The organism is Flavobacterium hercynium (assembly GCF_002217285.1).
Taxonomy (GTDB): domain Bacteria; phylum Bacteroidota; class Bacteroidia; order Flavobacteriales; family Flavobacteriaceae; genus Flavobacterium; species Flavobacterium hercynium.
The window spans coordinates 38,707-55,388 of record NZ_MUGW01000015.1 but is presented as its reverse complement, the minus strand read 5'-3'; the positions used below and the strand labels follow the sequence as shown (position 1 = coordinate 55,388).

Here is a 16,682-nt window from a genome sequence, read left to right as displayed (position 1 = left end):
ATTTTTAGTTTGTGTAATTGATTTCAAAAACTAATTCGTGTCAATTCGTGAAATTCGTGTTCATTTTAAAATTATGTTCACACGTTAACTTACGTTATCACTTTTGTTTCTAAAATCTTTTTCATTTCCAGCGCTCCGCCGATAATACTTTTTACTTTAAACTGCTGTTTTAAAAGCAATTCAGCCGCTGTTTTACTTCTAACTCCTGATTGACAAAAAACATAAATAGTTTTGTTTTTATCGAGCTTATTTATTTCATTTTCTAAATCAGAAAGTGGAATCCGAATGTTATTTTTTAGGACAATTTTTGGTGTTTCGTCTTCATTACGAACATCTAAAAAAAGAACCTCATCGGAATCTATTTCATCCAAAACCAAATCAAAACGTATTTCTTCGATTAGCTTTTCAGTTTTTAAATATTGCTTTTCAAATGTTTCTTGAGTTATTGCAGGAGTCTCATTCTTATCGAAATCATACTTTTGCTGCTCATTATTCAAAATATTATAAACCAATATTTTACCACTTAAAACCTCGCCTATTCCGAGAATCATTTTCAAAACTTCATTTGCCTGAAGCATACCAATAATACCAACTGTAATTCCTATTACTCCTGCATCCGTACAAGTTTGAGCTTCTGTATTTTCATTGGGATACAAGCAGCGGTATGTTGGTCCGTTTTGATAATTAAACACCGAAACCTGACCTTGGAATCTAAAAATAGAGCCGTAAACCATTGGTTTATTGGTTACAATGCATGCGTCGTTTATAAGATACTTTATAGCAATTGAATCTGTTGCATCAACAATTATATCATAGTTTTCAAATAATTTAATAGCATTGTTTGCAGCTAATTTTTCTGTAAACGAATTTACTTTTACAAGCGGATTCAATGCTGTAAGCATCAATTTAGCTTCTTCGGCTTTGTAAGCGCCAACAGCATCACTTTTATAAATTACCTGACGATGTAAATTCGAAATTTCGATTACATCATGATCGATTATACCAATTTCACCTACGCCGGCAGCTGCCAGATAAGGCAATACAGCCGCACCCAGACCGCCTGCTCCTATTACGAGAACTTTGCTTTGGGCTAATTTATCCTGACCTTGTTCTCCTATTTCAGGCAAGATCATTTGTCTGTTATATCGATCTGTTGTATTCATGCAACTGTTTTTATCCTCCGGCAAAAGGAGGTAATAAGGCAACAACATCATTTGAAATCAACTTATAAGCTGTTGCTTTTTGAACTATTTTCTGATTTACGGCCACACTAAAAGAAAGTGATTCTAATTGATATTTTTCTTCAATATCCTGCAGTAAATCCTGCAGTGCTATTTCAGAAAAAGGTATTTTCTCAAATTCACGTTTTGTTTTTTCAGCAACAGCTCCAAAATATTTAATCTCGATCATTACTTTAAATTTAAATTTTGAAAAATAAACTCATCTTCAAAATGCTCCTGAAAATAAGACGTCATTCTTGACGTATTTTTCACTACTTCACCAATTACAATAATAGCGGGCGATGAAATTTTGTTCTGAACTACTAATGTACCAATTGTACTAATGGTTCCTATTACTTTTTGTTCTGTATTTTTAGTTCCGTTTTGAATAATTGCAATTGGCAAGTCATCAGTACGGTTCTCTTTGTATATTGTGATAATTTCTTCTAATTTATGCATTCCCATCAGAATAACGACAGTTGCATTCGATTTTGAAGCCAAATAAACATCTTTCGATAGCTCATGATTAGAGGTTGTTCCGGTAATTACCCAAAAACTCTCTGCTATCTGGCGCTGTGTCAGGCTAATTCCTACTGAAGCCGGAACACCCAATGCAGATGAAATACCGGGAACGATTTCTGTTTCTACTTCAAATTTTTCTGCATACTCAATTTCTTCACTTCCGCGACCAAAAATAAACGGATCTCCACCTTTTAAACGTACAACATGACCGTATTGTTTTGCCATGGAGACAATTAACTCGTTAATCTGATCTTGGCTGTACGCGTGACAACCCAAACGTTTGCCCACAAAAACAATCTCAGCTGTTGTCGCATATTGCAATAAATCTTCATTGACAAGAGCATCGTACAATACTACATCGGCATTCTGTAAAGCTTTTATCGCTTTTAGCGTAATCAATTCGGCATCACCGGGACCTGCGCCTACGACCGTTAATTTTGGTGTTTTTAAATTTCGCATAACTATTAACTTAAATTGATATTGAGATCGTTTAATTCATCAACTGAATTAATGTTCGTTAGATGAAAATTTTCACTTTCATCTATGGTAATAATCTGATGCGGAATCTTCGTCAGTAAATTCATCATTTTTAAATCATCGTTATCAATTGCGCTTTTGATAACTGGTACTACTTTTTTAGAATAAATCCCAATTAAGGGATGTAATCTGCTTTCGGAAGCAAAAACGGTAATTTCAGCTTCTTCATTATGTTTGGAAATCAACTCTTGTAACAACTCGGTCGAAATTAACGGAATATCACAACTCAGAATTAAATTAAACTCCGTTTCAGAATCTTTCAAGGCGGTATAAATGCCTCCCAAAGGTCCTTTGTCTACAATAAGATCCGGTAACTTTTGATACGTTAAATAATCGTAATCTGATCCATTCGTAATTAATTTAATATTCGATGTAACACCCAAAACAGCCTGAATAATATGCTCGACAAACGGTTTATCCTGAAACAAAACAAGTCCCTTCTCTGATTGCATTCGAGAACTTTTGCCTCCACAAAGAATGTATGCTGTTATCATTTTTTTTTACGTTTAATCGTTTTATTGTTAAATCGTTTATTTGTTGAACTGTTTAATCGGTAAATCGATAAATTGTTAATTTGTTGAATCGGTTAATCGTTTGTTGTTTTTGGTTTATTGTTTAAAGCTATATGTTTAAATTTACACACTGCTATTTGTTTTTAAATTAAAATCAAATAATTTTTAAATCATTCAATCTTTTAATTTTTCAATCCAAAATCTAAAATCTGAACTCTAAAATCTGAACTCTAAAATCTAAAATTATTGACAACAACAATCTTTAAATCATTAAATCTTTTAATTTTTCAATCTAAAATCTGAACTCTAAAATCTAAAATAAAGAAAGCAACGTAACTATTTGTCCTTTTTTTAATGTTTCAACATCATTAGGAACAATTATTAAACTGTTGGCGATGGCAAAAGTATTGAGCATTGCCGAACTTTGACTATCGAGAACCGTTACATTTGTTTCATCGTACAACGCTTTCAAAAACAATGTTTTTCCTGAATTATTGGTTATACTTTGATTTAGCTTTCTCATTATTTTAGTTCTATGCGTATCCAAAAATCCCATTTTAGCTTTTATTGCCGGATAAACGTAAACGTAAAAATTAGTCAATGACGAAGCGGGATTTCCGGGTAAGGCAAAAACTAAGGTTTCTTTTTTAGCTCCAAAGAACATTGGTTTCCCAGGTTTTTGATTGATTTTATAAAAAAGCTGTTCTACGCCATTAGCTAATAATGCTTCTTTTACAAAATCATAATCTCCAACAGAAATTCCACCGGAAACTAAAACAACATCGTATTTCTTTAAAATAGCTTTTAAAGCTTTCTTTGTCGCCTTTAGATTATCTTTTACTGTATAAACTTTAGATTTCTTTACTCCAATGGTTTGAAGTGCAGCCTGAAGCATTACAGAATTACTTTCGTAAATTTTTCCTTTCGGTAATTTTCCTCCTGGTTTTACTAATTCATTTCCAGTTACTAAAATGGCAACTTTCGGTTTTTTAAAAACATTAATTTCCGTAATTCCTAAACAAGCCAGAAAACCAATTGCAGCAGGAGTAATCAGCGTATTGGCTTCAAAAACAACTTCGCCTTCCTGAATTTGCTCTCCTTTTGCCCGAACATTTAAATAAAGCTCTGGCATTCGGGTAATTAATATTGATTTTTCATTTGCCAAGACATGCTCCTGCATTACTACAGTATCGGCATTATTAGGAACAAAAGCACCTGTAAAAATACGTATGGCTTCGTTTTCTTTTAATTTTATTTTAGAATGGTCTCCTGCCTGAGAAAGACCTATTACATCATATTGATGTCTTTCACTATGAATAAACGCGTAACCGTCCATTGCTGATTGACGAAATGGCGGCATTGCAATTGGCGAATAAATCGTTTCTGCCAAAATATATCCCAATGCTTTGTTCACCGCAATCGTCTGAACGGGCATTTTAGTACTATTTTGCGCAATAATTGATAACGCTTCTTCGACTTGAATCATAGTTGCTATTTTATAAGGCAAGCAAAACACTTATTACAAATATAAGTATTTTTACTTAGTTTTAATCGTTAATATTAGAAAGATTTAAAAGAATATAAATTTAAGCTTAATTCTTCATATAGTTCCGTAAAAAATGATAAATAGCTGTTTGCCCAAATCAATTCAGAAAAATAGATTATTTCCTTCTAAAATTACCTGCAGGTAAATAGTACAACCACGCAAAACCTATAAAAAACAATACAGCCGAAGCAACAAATGCGGGTATTAAAATTTCTCTGTTATTATCTAATGCATTATTCAGCGAAGCATACAATAACCAAATCTGAATACTTACATTTAATATCAAAATAAAAATAAGTGTAGAAAGTATGTTGTTTAGCTTATTAGGATTTGATCTGTTCTGACTTCTTCTAAAAGTACTCATAATTACAAAATTTGAGATTTATATTAACTGTCTTTGTTTTCTGAAATTGCTTTTACGTAAACGCCTGCATCTTTAAAGAAAACCTCTAATTGCGGCAAAGCTCTCGGCGGTGGTCCTGCAATTACATCTCCTGTCATGGCATCAAATGAACCTTCGTGACAGGGACAATGAATAATTCCTGTGCCCGGTTTGTAAAATACGGAACAGGAAAGATGCGTACATTTTTGTTCATAAGCTCTAAAATCACCACTTTCAAGGTGTATCAAAATATAAGGAATTGCACTTCCTTCGATTACAAAACCTCTTGTTCCTCCTACCGGAACTTCTTCTTTGTTACAAATAAAATGTTCTCCCATTACCTCTTCCTTCGGTAATAAATAGGCTTTTGCAGTCACGAATCCACTTCCGACCATTAAGCCTCCTGAAACAAAAGTCAGGAATTTGGCAAAATCACGTCGGCTTACTTGTGTTGATTCCTGTTTTTTTATTGGGAAATCTTTTTTCCAGTTTTCATTTAAATTATCTTCTTTTGACATGGATATAGATTTTAATATATTCTTAATTCATTACTGCCTTTTGGCATCATAATGTTTACTTTGGTATTCACTACTTCTTTTCCAAAAATGAAAGTATTGATTGGTGTACTGTTTGGTCGCATTTCTTCGATTTGCTCTCTTGTTCCGTAAAACAAAGCTCCACTAGGACAAACAGTTGCACACATTGGTTTTTTACCAATACTTGTTCTGTCGTAACACATAGTACATTTCATCATCAGATCGTACTCTTCCATTTTTTTAGGAACTCCAAACGGACAAGCCATTACACAATTGGAACAACCAATGCAACGTTCTGTATTTGCTGTATGTACGACTCCAAATTCATCTTGGGAAATTGCATCCGCAGGACAAACATTGGCACATACCGGATCTTCGCAGTGCATACAAACCTGAACGGTTGTCTGAATAGTAGAGGAACGCTCTACATAGTTTACACTAATTAAGGATTCCTGACCGTTTGTCTCGCATTCTGCGCAAGCCATTTCGCAGGCTTTACATCCTATACAGCGCTGCAGATCTACAAAAAATTCTTCGTTTCTATTAAAATTCGTTAAATTCATACTCTTGCTTTTTTATAGATTAAACACTTGCGTATGCGTCTGATTCTTTAGATGGCGGCGCAATAATTCTTTGTGGATCCAGTAAACAGGCACAAACTTTAAATTCCGGTATTTTAGAAATTGGATCTAAAGTTCCTGGTGTCAATTGATTGGCTGATTTAGCACCTGGCCAGTGATACGGTATAAAAACAGTATCTTTTCTAATGGTTTCTACAATATTTGCCGGAAAAATTCCTTCGCCTCGTCGTGTTACCACACGAATTAATTCTCTTTGTTTGATTCCATACTTCGCAGCCAATTCCGGATGAATTTCTAACATAGGCTCCGGAAACTGATCTACCAGTTTACCAATTCTTCGGGTTTGCGTTCCGCTTAAATATTGCGATACAACACGTCCCGTAGTAAGTGTTATTGGGTACTCTTCGTCTGTAACTTCACCCGGTAATTTATAAGGCGCTGCATTAAAATGGGCTTTCTTATCTGGTGTAGCAAATACTTTATCTTCCCATAATCTAGGCGTTCCGGGATGATCCTCTGTTGGACAAGGCCAAAACACGCCCATGTTATCTTCAACTTTTTTATACGTGATTCCGGCATAATCTGCTGTACCTCCTTTAGAAGCTACACGCAATTCATTGAAGATCGCTTCACTATCATCATAGGTAAACTTATCTTCTTCGCCTAATCTTTTGGCTAATTCCAAAATTATCGAAGTATCAGTTCTTGCATCTCCGGGAGGTGTAACAGCTTGTCTAATGCGTATCACACGTCCTTCTGCAGATGTTGTTGTTCCTTCTTCTTCTTCCTGTAATGAACCTGCCAAGATAATATCCGCATGACGGGCTGTTTCATTCAAAAAGAAATCAATACAAACATAGAATTCTAATTTTTCAAGTGCTGATCGTACGTAATTATTGTTTGGTAATGAAACTAAAGGATTAAAACATAAAGAAATCAATCCTTTTATTTCGCCACGATGAATCGCTTCTATAATTTCGTAGGCTGTAAGCCCTTTTCCGGGCATATCTTTTTCATCGATTCCCCAAACTTCAGAAATGTATTTTCTATGTTCCGGATTTTCAATATCTCTGTTCCCCGGTAACTGATCGCATTTATGACCATGTTCACGACCACCTTGTCCGTTTCCTTGTCCTGTAATCGTTCCATATCCGCAATATGGTCTGCCAATTCTTCCAGTTGCTAAAACAAGATTAATACACCCTAAAACATTATCAACTCCTTTAGAATGGTGTTCGATTCCGCGCGCATGAAGCAAGAAGCTTGTTTTGACTTTTCCCCACAATTCTGCAGCTTCTCTAATTTTGTTTTTATCAATTCCTGTAATTTCTTCCGCCCATTCCAGCGTATAATCTTTTACAGCATCTATAGTTTCCTGAAAACCTGACGTATGATTGTCTATAAAATCGTGATCCAGCATATCGTGATCTACTAAATATTTTAGCATTGCACCATATAAAGCGGAATCTGTTCCCGGTTTTACATCTAAATGAACATCTGCTGTTCTTGCCAATGGAATTACCCTTGGATCGACAACAATTAATTTTGCGCCACGATCTCTGGCTTTCCAAATCCAGTGGGTTAAGGTTGGAAATGTTTCACTAATATTCGCTCCGGCAACGATAATTACCTCAGCATATTCCAGATCCGAATAATTGTTTGAAGCACGGTCTAAACCAAATGCTTTTTTATTTCCGGCTCCTGCACTTACCATGCAAAGCCTTCCGTTATAATCGAGATTTCTTGTTTTTAAAGCTACACGTGCAAACTTTCCAACTAGATAACTTTTTTCATTGGTAAGCGATACACCTGATAACATCGAAAAAGCATGTTTACCATATTGTTCCTGAATTCTTTTGATTTCAGATACAGTTTTATCCATTGCTTCATCCCATGACGTTTTTTCGAAACCTTTTCCTTCTACTCGTTTCAGAGGATTCAAAATACGATCGGGGTGATTGTTCTGAAGATAACGCTGTACTCCTTTTGGACATAAGCGTCCTTCATTAAAAGGAAATTCCATCCAGGGTTCAAAACCTACGACTTTATTTTCTTTAACTAATAACTGAATACCACATTGCATACCGCAAAAGCAACAATGTGTTTTTACTACTTCATCCGGTTCATCTCTACCTTCGTAACCATCTTTCGGCGCATAGTTTAAATGAGGTCCAAAATCTTCAATAATTTTCTCGGTTGATACAGGTAATTTTGCCATGTCTTTTTTTTATTTTTTTGTTTCAGGTTTCATGTTTCATGTTATAGCGAGAAACTTGAAATTTGAGACTTGAAACTTAATTTTTATCCAAATAAACTTCCTCCGCTTTCTAATCTAGCTTTTAAATGTGCCTGAGCCAAACGTGATCTTTTACCTTCAGGACTTAAATCTAAATGTGATGTTCCGTCTTCGTGTGTAAAATCGAAGCCTAACTCTTTGGTAACAATTTTTAAATCGTTGATATGAAGTTTTGTTGCAAATTCATCTCCGGTATGCGGACATACCGCCATTCCCATTTTGATTCCTTCTTTTTTATAAATATGTGCCCCAATTTGCGCGGGACGCTGAATAATGTGGAAAAATTTACCAAATGGAATCCATATTAAAAACATAATAACGGTAACAGCGTGTATTACAGCAAGAAAGTCATACGCAAATCCTTTCATAAATTGATAAGAATAGGTAAGACATAATCCTGTTACTGATATTGCGATTAATAAAATAAGTGGTAATAGATCGCCTTCAAAAGTTTGGGTTGCAATTAATCCGGGATTCGTTAAACGTCTTCTCAAATAATAAACAGATCCGAAAATAACCAGCCAGGATGACCAGTTTAAGGCATGGAAAATTAAAAATGCCATAATCGATCCTATTTGAAAGTCCATCATTTTAAATCCGAAAAAATGTGCTTCGTAAATCGAAATTGAATTAGGTGCCAATGTAAAATGAATCCATCCAAACGTAAGCGGAATGGTAATTGCAAAGGCAGATGTACATCCTAGTGCGATACAAAAGTGAGCTGCCCAGCGGTATTTACTTCTTGGGTAAATGAATTTCTGAACGACTATATTTTCAACTGATTCTTTTCCGAGAAACCATAAATGCGAAAATACTTTTCCGGTAAAAAGGAATTTCATACTGCGTTTAAAATACAGCCATGTCGGCGGTCTTTGCAGCCAAACGGAGTACCGATAAACAATGCCAAAGAAAGCAAATACGGTTCCGAATAAGTAAGTAACAAGTGCCGCGTCAAAATTTTGCAATCGTCTTGACCCGTAAAATACAAGTACAATGGTCAGTACAGAAACAAAGGTTGCAACTAGTAAAGCTTTGGTATTAAATGTTTTATTTTTCATCCTTAATTTTATTTAATGATTACTTTCTAACTTGGTTTCTCACAACCTTTACGATTATAGAACCACCAATTGATACCTGTAGCTAAGATAGAAAAAATAGCAACACCAATAAAGAATTGATTTACAGTACCATTAAGAGAAAGATTATTTCCTATTAATTTAGAAAATATAAAAGGACCAAATGCTGCAATTGCTGCTGTCCATCCTATAACTCCTGCTGCCTGACGTTGGTTTTCTGCAAAAATGATTGGATATTGTCTAAATGTTCCCGCATTTCCAATTCCGGTAAAAAAGAACATTCCTAAAATTACAGCCACAAAAAGAGGAAACTGCTCCATACTTGTTGGCGCTACTAATCCTTGCGTTACTAAAATTATTGCTCCGATTACAATACCAAAACCAGTAATGGTTGTTAGTATTGCTCCCCCAACTTTATCGGCTACGAAACCAAAAGCAACTCTGCTCGCAGAACCAATAAAAGGTCCGTAAAAGGCATAAACTAAAGGATCAGGTGCATTTGGAAAATCTCCATATAAGAATTTAATCATTAATGGAAATGCTGCTGATAAACCTGCAAATGTTCCAAAAGTCATGATGTATGTAATGGTACAATACCAGGTATGTTTATTAGAAAATATATCCATTTGTTCTTTAATAGAAGCTTTCATTGGAATACTTCTTAAATAAAACCAACTTATAATGGACAATAAGATTAAAAACGGAACAAACCAGAATGCTGCCGATTGCAGGTAGATGGGTTTATTAGTTACAGCTGTATGATCAGGGCTAATGTCATTTAAGATTCTTTCGGCCAATTTTGGGTTGGCATTGGCAATCGCTTTGGCTTTTGCCTTAACCGGCAACGAAGTAAACAAAACTGCTTTGTCATCAGACTGCACTGATGCTGCAACAGAATCTAACACATTTTTCTTTACGTTTGCTAAAATCGCTGTCTGAACATCAACATTAAGCCCTGCAAAAACTTCTTTTTGCTTTTCTACATTTGAATTCTGAAAAACGGTTATTGTTTCTTTAGGACTAATACTTGTAAACACTGTTGAGGCGCCGTAAAGACCAACACCTAATAAAAGTGGTGTTATAAATTGTGCCAGTGAAACGCCAAAATTTCCTATTCCTGCCTGAATACCAAGTGCGGTACCTTTTAGCCTTTTTGGAAAAAACAAACTTGTACTTGGCATGTAAGAAGAGAAATCTCCTCCTCCAAAACCTGTTGTAAAAGCTAAAACAGCAAAAACCCAAAATGGTGTATTGACATCCATTACGGCAAAACCAATTCCGATTACGGGAATAAGTTTAATTGCGGTTGCAAAAGAGACAACATGTCTGGTTCCAAAAATGGGTAATATAAAAGTGTGTACTATTCTCAATAATCCCGCTGCTAAACCCGGAATTGCTGTTAACCAAAACAACTGATCTTTAGTAAAATTAAATCCTAATCCAGGTAGCTTAACCGCAATTACACTCATCATAAACCAAGAGGCAAATGACAGAATTAATGTAAGAGTTGTAATTATCAAAGTTCTCCAGGCAATTGTGCTGCCACCGGTATTCCAAAACGTTTCGTCTTCAGGTTCCCATTTGTCTAACCAAGTCTTCATATACTACTTTTTTATATTATTATTTATCTTCTATTTCTCTTGTAAAATCGGGCGATTTAGTTCGCATTGCATTTATAATTGTTCTGTGCATCCATAACAAACAAAGTACTGACACTACGAAAATGAATATCCAGGAGCTCGTCCACAATCCTGTAGCATTGAGCAGGTAACCAAAGATAATGGGACCTAAAAATCCTCCCAGACCTCCAATTAAACCCACCATTCCTCCTACTACACCCACTTCATTAGGAAAATATTCCGGAATATGTTTATAAACCGCAGCTTTACCAATTCCCCATGAAATACCTATCAGAATTACCAAAACAACATAGACCCAAAGGTTTGCACTAAACTTAATTTGTGTAACACCTTTTGCCAGTAACTCTTTCTTTTTTACTTCCTGATTTTGTTGCACGACAATTTCCTGCCATGAATTTTTTACTGGAAAAATTGCTGTTTCACTATCATTTGAAATTTCTTTTTTGTTGACTTTATGTGTTTTTCCGTTAACAGTAACCTGATCAGCAGCAAGTTCTGTAACCACACCATTATTGGCAGCTAAAACGCCGGGACCAGCTGTAAAAATTTCCATTTTGGGGAACATCAGCAAAAAGCTAATTACTATTGTAGAACCTAAAACCCAATACATTACTTGTCGCGCTCCATATTTATCTGACAAATAACCTCCAAAAGCTCTAATAACTCCAGATGGTAAACTAAACATAGTAGCAAACATTCCACCCATTACTAACGAGGTATGGTAAACATTCATGAAATTGGGTAATAACCATTGCGAATAGGCTACGAAGAAACCAAAGACTAAAAAGTAATATGCTCCGAATCTCCAAACACGCATGGTTTTAAGAGGAGACATTAATTGTTTCATTGTTTTTGAAACGCCTTCACTCTTTTTATTTTTAGCAAATACCACAAACAAAATTCCTATTGTTACTAAAGTTATAGCATAAATTATAGGTAGCATTTTCCATCCATTTTCAGGATCTTTTTCGGATAAAAAGTTTAATAATGTTGGTGCAATAAAAGTGGTAATTGCGGCACCTGCATTTCCCATTCCAAAGATTCCTAATGCTCTGCCTTGCCAGTTTTTAGGATACCATACCGAAGTATATCCAATACCTACAGCAAAGCTGGTTCCTACCAATCCAAAGAAAAAACTTAATACCGCAAAACTCCAAAAAGAACTGGCGAACGGAAGTAGAAAGAAAGGAATAGAACAAAGGAAAAGTAAAATTGAAAACACAATTTTACCTCCATACTTATCTGTTAAGATTCCGATTGGCAATCTAAAAATAGATCCTGACAGAATTGGAATTCCTAATAACCAGCCTATTTCGACAACTGTCCAATTAAAAATTCCTTTATCAACCAAATAGGTTACTAAAACTCCATTTAATGTCCAACACGCGAAACAGATAGTAAAGGCAAGTGTATTTAAAAATAAAATTCGATGAGATTTAGATAAGTCGCTCATGTGAAATATTTACTAGAATTAATATAAATTCAAATTAGGTATAGTACCTCGAATATTCTGATAACAAAATTAAAGCGTAAGATTCGTAAGCGAAATGACATTTATCATCATAAAGGATATAAATGTCCTTTGATGCTATTTTATAAACAATCTAAATTAAATAGTATTTTTTGAAAGTTAGACGTATTATTACCATTACAAGATATAGTTAAAATGACTACATTGTAAAACTAAACCTCATAAAAATATGAAAAAATTATAAATAAAAAACATTAAATTTATTTTTATTCCCAATTTTAGTGAAAATTCTCATTTTTGTTTAACTCGTTATTTGTTAATTCGTGAAACCGTTTAATCGGTAAATCGTGTTTCTTGTTAACTGTTGAATCATTGATTTAATTAGCAGTTTAATTAGTTGAGTTAAGAGATATGAAGAGTGAGATAATTTAAAAATATAAGCCAATTTTCGATTAAATAGTTAAACAAAGTATCTGTTAAACAATTTACCGATTCAACGGTTAAACAGCTAAGTGGTAAAAAATCAAATAAAAAAAGGCGATTGTCATAAACAATCGCCTTCGCATATAGATAAGATGAAATACTTTCTATCTAAAATCATTCAAAGATTTCTCGATAATTTCAAGACATTCCTTAATTTGTTCTTCGGTCATAACCAAAGGTGGTGCAAGTCTGATTTTGTTTCCATGAGTTGGTTTTGCCAATAATCCGTTGTCTCTGAATTTTAAGCAGATTTCCCAAGCCAAATCTGAATCTTCTCCGCAATTAATTACAATTGCATTTAGTAAACCTTTACCACGAACTAGTGTAATAAGATCATTACGTTCTGCAATTTCATTTAATCCTTTTCTTAAAATGATTCCTAAACGTTCTGCATTTTCTGCCAGCTTCTCGTCTTTTACTACTTCCAGAGCTGCAATAGCAACAGCTGCTGCAACTGGATTTCCACCAAAAGTTGATCCGTGTTGCCCTGGCTTAATAACATTCATGATTTCGTTATTTGCTAAAACTGCTGATACCGGATAAACTCCACCAGAGATCGCTTTTCCTAAAATCAAAATATCAGGCTGTACGTTTTCATGATGTACCGCCAGTAATTTTCCGGTACGTGCAATTCCGGTCTGAACCTCATCTGCAATAAACAATACATTATGTTTTTCACAAAGTGCTTTCGCTTTTGCCAAATATCCTTCTGAAGGAACATAAACTCCTGCTTCACCCTGAATTGGTTCAACAAGAAATCCGGCAATATTTTTTGATGATTTTAAAGCTTTTTCAAGAGCTTCAAGATTATCGTATTCAATTTTTATAAATCCGTCTGTAAAAGGTCCAAAGTTTTTACGTGCGGTTTCATCATTAGAAAAAGAAATAATTGTAGTTGTTCTTCCATGAAAATTATTCTCACAAACAATTATTTGTGCCTGATTCTCCTGAATACCTTTTACTTCATAAGCCCATTTTCTCGAAAGTTTCAATGCTGTTTCTACTGCTTCTGCACCAGTATTCATTGGTAATACTTTATCAAAACCAAAATAGTTGGTTACGTATTCTTCGTAATTTCCTAGTTTATCATTATAAAAAGCACGAGATGTTAGACTTAGCTTTTGAGCCTGATCTATCATAGCCTGAACAATTCTAGGATGACAATGACCTTGATTTACTGCTGAATAAGCAGATAGAAAATCATAGTATTTTTTTCCGTCAACATCCCAGACGTAAACTCCTTCTCCTTTTTCTAAAACAACAGGAAGCGGGTGATAGTTGTGCGCTCCGTATTTGTTTTCTTTTTCAATTAAAACTTCTGATTTTGATGAAAGTACTTCTTGTTGATGTGCCATGATATTTTCTTTTATTCGAAACAAAAATATAAAAATTTTTTATTTAACATTAAAAAACAATACAAATTAACTCAAAATTACACATATAAAATCAAAACAACCTATTTGACCATAATTAAAAGTCATTTTCACATTTAAAATAAAACAAACAATCAGACTTATTTTTATCTTTACAGCAATAAAGAAGTAAGCATGGATATTTTAGATGAGTTTGACGCAAAAATTATAAAAGAATTAGAGAAGGATGGCCGAATTGCATATTCTACCATTGCAACTAATCTAAAGATCTCTAATACAATGGTGCACCAACGTATTAACAGATTATTCGAACAAGGTATAATTACAGGAATCAAACCAATCTTAAACGAAAAAAAAATTGGTTATGACTGGGCTTCGTTTACAGGGATTACACTTAACAAAGATTCCGATTCAGAACGCATTATAGAAGCGCTAAAAGATATTCCCGAAATAACAGAATGCTATTTTGTAACGGGATCTTTTACACTCTACCTAAAAATTACAGCCAAAAACCACGAACACATGCGAAAAATATTATATGAAAAAATCGACAATATTCCGGGAATCGCCAAAACAGATTCGATGATAGAACTAGGATGTGCTTTTAAGAGAAATATATCTCTGTAAATCAACATTATAATCATTACAATAGCAACTAATAAACCTTGAAAGAATTCTCTTTCGAGGTTTTTTTGTACCATAATATTTCTCATATTTGTTTAAAATTGTAACCTATGAAAAATTTAACCTCACTCATCCTAGTTATCATGCTGTTTTCCAACACTATAAACGCACAGTTAAAACCTGTAAAATACAATGACGGAAGTCAGGTACTAAACGGTTTAGCTATAAAATCTACTAAAAAAAGCGCTCAAAATCCAGGTATTTTATTGTTACCGGCTTGGTTAGGAATAGACAATGCATCAAAGCAAATTGCTGAAGATTTATCAAAACTTGGTTACCATGTTTTTGTTGCTGATATTTATGGTGAAGGAAATTATCCAAAAAATACTGCCGAAGCTGGAAAACAAGCGGGATATTTTAAAACGAATTTTACCGAATATCAAAAAAGAATAAATGCGGCATTGCAGGAACTAATAAAATCCGGTGCTAATGCAGATAATATTGTAGCTATTGGATATTGCTTTGGAGGAACCGGAGTTTTAGAAGCTGCACGCGGACATTTGAACCTTAAAGGAGTGGCTTCCTTTCATGGCGGTTTAGGAAAAGATGCCGCCCGCGTTGTTGAACCTATTACAACCAAAGTTTTAGTTTGTCATGGTGCTGATGATCCTTTTGTTTCAAAAGAAGAAATAACTGCTTTCCAACAGGAAATGCGCGATTCTAAAGCCGATTGGCAAATGATTTATTATGCCAATTCTGTACATTCATTTACAAATCCGGAAGCAGGAAGTGACAACTCTAAAGGTGCCGCTTACAATAAAGTTGCTGCCAAAAGATCTTTTGAACATTTACAGCTTTTCCTAAATGAAGTACTAAAGAAATAACAAACCAAAAAAAACTACAACCAACCAACTAACCAACCAATGTCAAAAAGTGAAATTAGAAAAGACAAAACCTGTTTAAATTGCAGGCACGTTGTCGAACAAAAATTTTGTCCAAATTGCGGACAGGAAAATTCAGATTCCCGAAAAACTTTTCATCATTTATTTGTTCATTTCTTTGAAGATTTGACGCATTACGAGAATGCTTTCTGGAAAACCATTCGCAATTTACTTTTTAAACCTTCTACGCTGACCAAAGAATATCTTTCCGGTAAAAGATTGTCTTATCTGGCTCCGGTACGTCTATACATCTTTATCAGTTTTATCACTTTCTTGTTGATTGCCTTATTCCCAAATAGGGTGAGCGAGAGTCTCAATGATAAAGATATCAACTCAAAACTGGAAATGCCGGAAAAAGTGCAGCTGCAAACCTTTAATGAAAAAACGCACTTCGAATTAAAATCAATGAAAGAAATTGATTCTATTCAGAAGTATGGAAAGGAAAAAGAAAAGTATTCTGATTTTAAATATTGGATATACAAAAAGATAGTAAATGTAACAGAACACAATACAAAAAAGGAGATTGTAGAAAAATTCCTCGAATCTTTTGTGCACAATATTCCGAAGATTCTTTTTATTATCATGCCTTTCTTTGCTTTCTTTTTATGGCTTTTTCACGATAAGAAAAAATGGTACTATTTTGATCACGGAATATTCACACTGCATTATTTCTCATTCCTGCTGCTTATCTTTCTCATTTTGTTTATCATACAAGAAACAATTGGAGCAATTAAACCAATATCCTTTATAGCCGATATTCTGAACTTCGTTGGTATCGCCTGGATGTGCTACTATTTTTATCCGGCGCACCACCGTTTTTATGGCGAGTCTAGAATTGTTTCGTTTACGAAAAGTGTGCTGCTATTTTTTATAAACTTCTTTTTTATTGTATTTTTACTAACTTTTTATGTCTTTTATACATTTATCAATTTACACTAACCA

At 34.3% G+C, this 16,682-nt stretch carries 16 protein-coding genes; 3 read left to right on the top strand and 13 right to left on the bottom strand.

Annotated elements, in window-relative coordinates; genetic code table 11:
• Window positions 1-89 precede the first annotated feature (89 nt).
• From moeB to rocD, 13 genes are all read right to left on the bottom strand, one after another.
• Complete coding sequence (gene moeB, locus B0A66_RS07135; RefSeq protein WP_089049168.1) at window positions 90-1,163, bottom strand: HesA/MoeB/ThiF family protein; 1,074 nt, start codon at window positions 1,161-1,163, stop codon at window positions 90-92.
• Window positions 1,164-1,173: 10 nt separating this feature from the next.
• Window positions 1,174-1,410 (bottom strand): MoaD/ThiS family protein, encoded by a 237-nt coding sequence (locus B0A66_RS07130; RefSeq protein WP_089049167.1) that lies wholly within the window; start codon window positions 1,408-1,410, stop codon window positions 1,174-1,176.
• Window positions 1,410-2,201: a uroporphyrinogen-III C-methyltransferase gene (cobA, locus tag B0A66_RS07125; protein WP_089049166.1), complete on the bottom strand. Its 792-nt coding sequence runs from the start codon at window positions 2,199-2,201 to the stop codon at window positions 1,410-1,412. The genes B0A66_RS07130 and cobA overlap by 1 nt, the downstream gene beginning before the upstream one ends.
• Before the next feature lie 5 nt (window positions 2,202-2,206).
• Complete coding sequence (locus B0A66_RS07120) at window positions 2,207-2,773, bottom strand: molybdenum cofactor guanylyltransferase (protein ID WP_089049165.1); 567 nt, start codon at window positions 2,771-2,773, stop codon at window positions 2,207-2,209.
• Between the two features lie 331 nt (window positions 2,774-3,104).
• Window positions 3,105-4,277: a molybdopterin molybdotransferase MoeA gene (locus B0A66_RS07115; protein ID WP_089049164.1), complete on the bottom strand. Its 1,173-nt coding sequence runs from the start codon at window positions 4,275-4,277 to the stop codon at window positions 3,105-3,107.
• Between the two features lie 175 nt (window positions 4,278-4,452).
• Entirely contained in the window at window positions 4,453-4,701 is a 249-nt protein-coding gene (locus tag B0A66_RS07110; protein WP_089049163.1) for a DUF6755 family protein, read from the bottom strand.
• A gap of 23 nt (window positions 4,702-4,724) precedes the next feature.
• The gene (locus B0A66_RS07105; RefSeq protein ID WP_089049162.1) at window positions 4,725-5,237 is read right to left on the bottom strand and encodes a QcrA and Rieske domain-containing protein; all 513 of its coding nucleotides are present in this window, start codon (window positions 5,235-5,237) and stop codon (window positions 4,725-4,727) included.
• A gap of 11 nt (window positions 5,238-5,248) precedes the next feature.
• Window positions 5,249-5,818, bottom strand: coding sequence for a 4Fe-4S dicluster domain-containing protein (locus B0A66_RS07100; protein WP_089049161.1), 570 nt, complete (start codon window positions 5,816-5,818; stop codon window positions 5,249-5,251).
• A 19-nt stretch (window positions 5,819-5,837) separates the two neighbouring features.
• Complete coding sequence (locus B0A66_RS07095) at window positions 5,838-8,054, bottom strand: molybdopterin oxidoreductase family protein (protein WP_089049160.1); 2,217 nt, start codon at window positions 8,052-8,054, stop codon at window positions 5,838-5,840.
• Window positions 8,055-8,137: 83 nt separating this feature from the next.
• The gene (locus B0A66_RS07090; protein WP_089049159.1) at window positions 8,138-9,190 is read right to left on the bottom strand and encodes an MFS transporter; all 1,053 of its coding nucleotides are present in this window, start codon (window positions 9,188-9,190) and stop codon (window positions 8,138-8,140) included.
• Between the two features lie 26 nt (window positions 9,191-9,216).
• Window positions 9,217-10,809 (bottom strand): magnesium transporter MgtE N-terminal domain-containing protein, encoded by a 1,593-nt coding sequence (locus B0A66_RS07085; protein WP_089049158.1) that lies wholly within the window; start codon window positions 10,807-10,809, stop codon window positions 9,217-9,219.
• A gap of 19 nt (window positions 10,810-10,828) precedes the next feature.
• The gene (locus B0A66_RS07080) at window positions 10,829-12,301 is read right to left on the bottom strand and encodes an MFS transporter (RefSeq protein ID WP_089049157.1); all 1,473 of its coding nucleotides are present in this window, start codon (window positions 12,299-12,301) and stop codon (window positions 10,829-10,831) included.
• Between the two features lie 605 nt (window positions 12,302-12,906).
• On the bottom strand, window positions 12,907-14,157 hold the full coding sequence (gene rocD / locus B0A66_RS07075; RefSeq protein ID WP_089049156.1) for an ornithine--oxo-acid transaminase: 1,251 nt from the start codon (window positions 14,155-14,157) through the stop codon (window positions 12,907-12,909).
• A 192-nt stretch (window positions 14,158-14,349) separates the two neighbouring features.
• On the opposite strand from rocD, the gene B0A66_RS07070 reads away from it, so the two are divergent.
• The 3 genes from B0A66_RS07070 (at window position 14,350) to B0A66_RS07060 (ending at window position 16,679) form a co-directional block, all read left to right on the top strand.
• Entirely contained in the window at window positions 14,350-14,802 is a 453-nt protein-coding gene (locus tag B0A66_RS07070) for an Lrp/AsnC family transcriptional regulator (RefSeq protein ID WP_089049155.1), read from the top strand.
• Between the two features lie 107 nt (window positions 14,803-14,909).
• The gene (locus B0A66_RS07065; RefSeq protein WP_089049154.1) at window positions 14,910-15,683 is read left to right on the top strand and encodes a dienelactone hydrolase family protein; all 774 of its coding nucleotides are present in this window, start codon (window positions 14,910-14,912) and stop codon (window positions 15,681-15,683) included.
• 39 nt (window positions 15,684-15,722) lie between these two features.
• Window positions 15,723-16,679, top strand: a complete 957-nt coding sequence (locus B0A66_RS07060; protein WP_089049153.1) for a DUF3667 domain-containing protein — start codon at window positions 15,723-15,725, stop codon at window positions 16,677-16,679.
• The last annotated feature ends 3 nt before the right edge of the window (window positions 16,680-16,682 follow it).

What these genes read in the sequence shown, in the direction of transcription:
- B0A66_RS07080 (WP_089049157.1), bottom strand. Translation starts at nt 12,301, where the DNA reads ATGAGCGACTTATCTAAATCTCATCGAATTTTATTTTTAAATACACTT.
- B0A66_RS07085 (WP_089049158.1), bottom strand. Translation starts at nt 10,809, where the DNA reads ATGAAGACTTGGTTAGACAAATGGGAACCTGAAGACGAAACGTTTTGG.
- B0A66_RS07095 (WP_089049160.1), bottom strand. Translation starts at nt 8,054, where the DNA reads ATGGCAAAATTACCTGTATCAACCGAGAAAATTATTGAAGATTTTGGA.
- B0A66_RS07130 (WP_089049167.1), bottom strand. Translation starts at nt 1,410, where the DNA reads ATGATCGAGATTAAATATTTTGGAGCTGTTGCTGAAAAAACAAAACGT.
- B0A66_RS07115 (WP_089049164.1), bottom strand. Translation starts at nt 4,277, where the DNA reads ATGATTCAAGTCGAAGAAGCGTTATCAATTATTGCGCAAAATAGTACT.
- rocD (WP_089049156.1), bottom strand. Translation starts at nt 14,157, where the DNA reads ATGGCACATCAACAAGAAGTACTTTCATCAAAATCAGAAGTTTTAATT.
- B0A66_RS07110 (WP_089049163.1), bottom strand. Translation starts at nt 4,701, where the DNA reads ATGAGTACTTTTAGAAGAAGTCAGAACAGATCAAATCCTAATAAGCTA.
- B0A66_RS07060 (WP_089049153.1), top strand. Translation starts at nt 15,723, where the DNA reads ATGTCAAAAAGTGAAATTAGAAAAGACAAAACCTGTTTAAATTGCAGG.
- B0A66_RS07065 (WP_089049154.1), top strand. Translation starts at nt 14,910, where the DNA reads ATGAAAAATTTAACCTCACTCATCCTAGTTATCATGCTGTTTTCCAAC.
- B0A66_RS07070 (WP_089049155.1), top strand. Translation starts at nt 14,350, where the DNA reads ATGGATATTTTAGATGAGTTTGACGCAAAAATTATAAAAGAATTAGAG.
- B0A66_RS07120 (WP_089049165.1), bottom strand. Translation starts at nt 2,773, where the DNA reads ATGATAACAGCATACATTCTTTGTGGAGGCAAAAGTTCTCGAATGCAA.
- B0A66_RS07090 (WP_089049159.1), bottom strand. Translation starts at nt 9,190, where the DNA reads ATGAAAAATAAAACATTTAATACCAAAGCTTTACTAGTTGCAACCTTT.
- B0A66_RS07105 (WP_089049162.1), bottom strand. Translation starts at nt 5,237, where the DNA reads ATGTCAAAAGAAGATAATTTAAATGAAAACTGGAAAAAAGATTTCCCA.
- B0A66_RS07100 (WP_089049161.1), bottom strand. Translation starts at nt 5,818, where the DNA reads ATGAATTTAACGAATTTTAATAGAAACGAAGAATTTTTTGTAGATCTG.
- moeB (WP_089049168.1), bottom strand. Translation starts at nt 1,163, where the DNA reads ATGAATACAACAGATCGATATAACAGACAAATGATCTTGCCTGAAATA.
- cobA (WP_089049166.1), bottom strand. Translation starts at nt 2,201, where the DNA reads ATGCGAAATTTAAAAACACCAAAATTAACGGTCGTAGGCGCAGGTCCC.